The organism is Halomonas sp. ATBC28 (genome assembly GCF_005937175.1).
Taxonomy (GTDB): domain Bacteria; phylum Pseudomonadota; class Gammaproteobacteria; order Pseudomonadales; family Halomonadaceae; genus Vreelandella; species Vreelandella titanicae.
In genome coordinates this window covers 1-673 of the sequence record NZ_VCQL01000078.1, presented here as the reverse complement: position 1 = coordinate 673, position 673 = coordinate 1, and the positions used below count along the sequence as shown (strand labels likewise).

Genomic DNA, 673 nt, shown 5'->3' with positions numbered 1-673 from the left:
GACCATCGCCTCGTCGCTATCAAACATAAAGTTCGCTAGCGCCTTACAAAGCTCAGTTTTCCCCACACCGGTTGGGCCGAGGAACAGGAATGAACCAATCGGGCGATTTGGATCCGCCAGCCCCGCACGGCTACGACGAATAGCGTTAGATACCGCATCAACCGCTTCGTTCTGACCAATAACGCGATGGTGCAGTTCTTGCTCCATACGCAGCAGTTTTTCGCGCTCGCTTTCCATCATGCGAGAAACCGGAATCCCCGTCCAACGCGCCAGCACTTCAGCAATTTCGGCATCGGTCACTTTATTACGCAACAGACGCATAGTTTTGCCTTCGAGCTGCGTTGCGGCTTCCAGTTGCTTTTCCAGTTCCGGGATTTTGCCGTATTGCAGTTCAGACATCCGCGCCAGGTCACCCACACGGCGAGCCTGTTCAATAGCAATTTTCGCCTGTTCCAGTTCCGCTTTAATGGTCTGCGTACCAGAAAGCGAGGCTTTCTCTGCTTTCCACTCTTCTTCTAACTCGGAGTACTGACGTTCTTTGTCGCTCAGTTCTTCGTTGAGCATATCCAGGCGTTTTTTACTGGCTTCATCAGACTCTTTCATTAACGCCTGTTGTTCCAGTTTGAGCTGGATGATACGGCGATCGAGTCGGTCGAGTTCTTCTGGTTTTGAG

The 673-nt window shown here is 51.7% G+C and carries 1 protein-coding gene; it reads right to left on the bottom strand.

Going from position 1 to position 673, the window contains the following annotated elements; translation table 11 throughout:
* The coding region (locus E0L35_RS25385; protein WP_171051235.1) for an AAA family ATPase at positions 1 to 673 on the bottom strand (673 nt) is incomplete at both ends.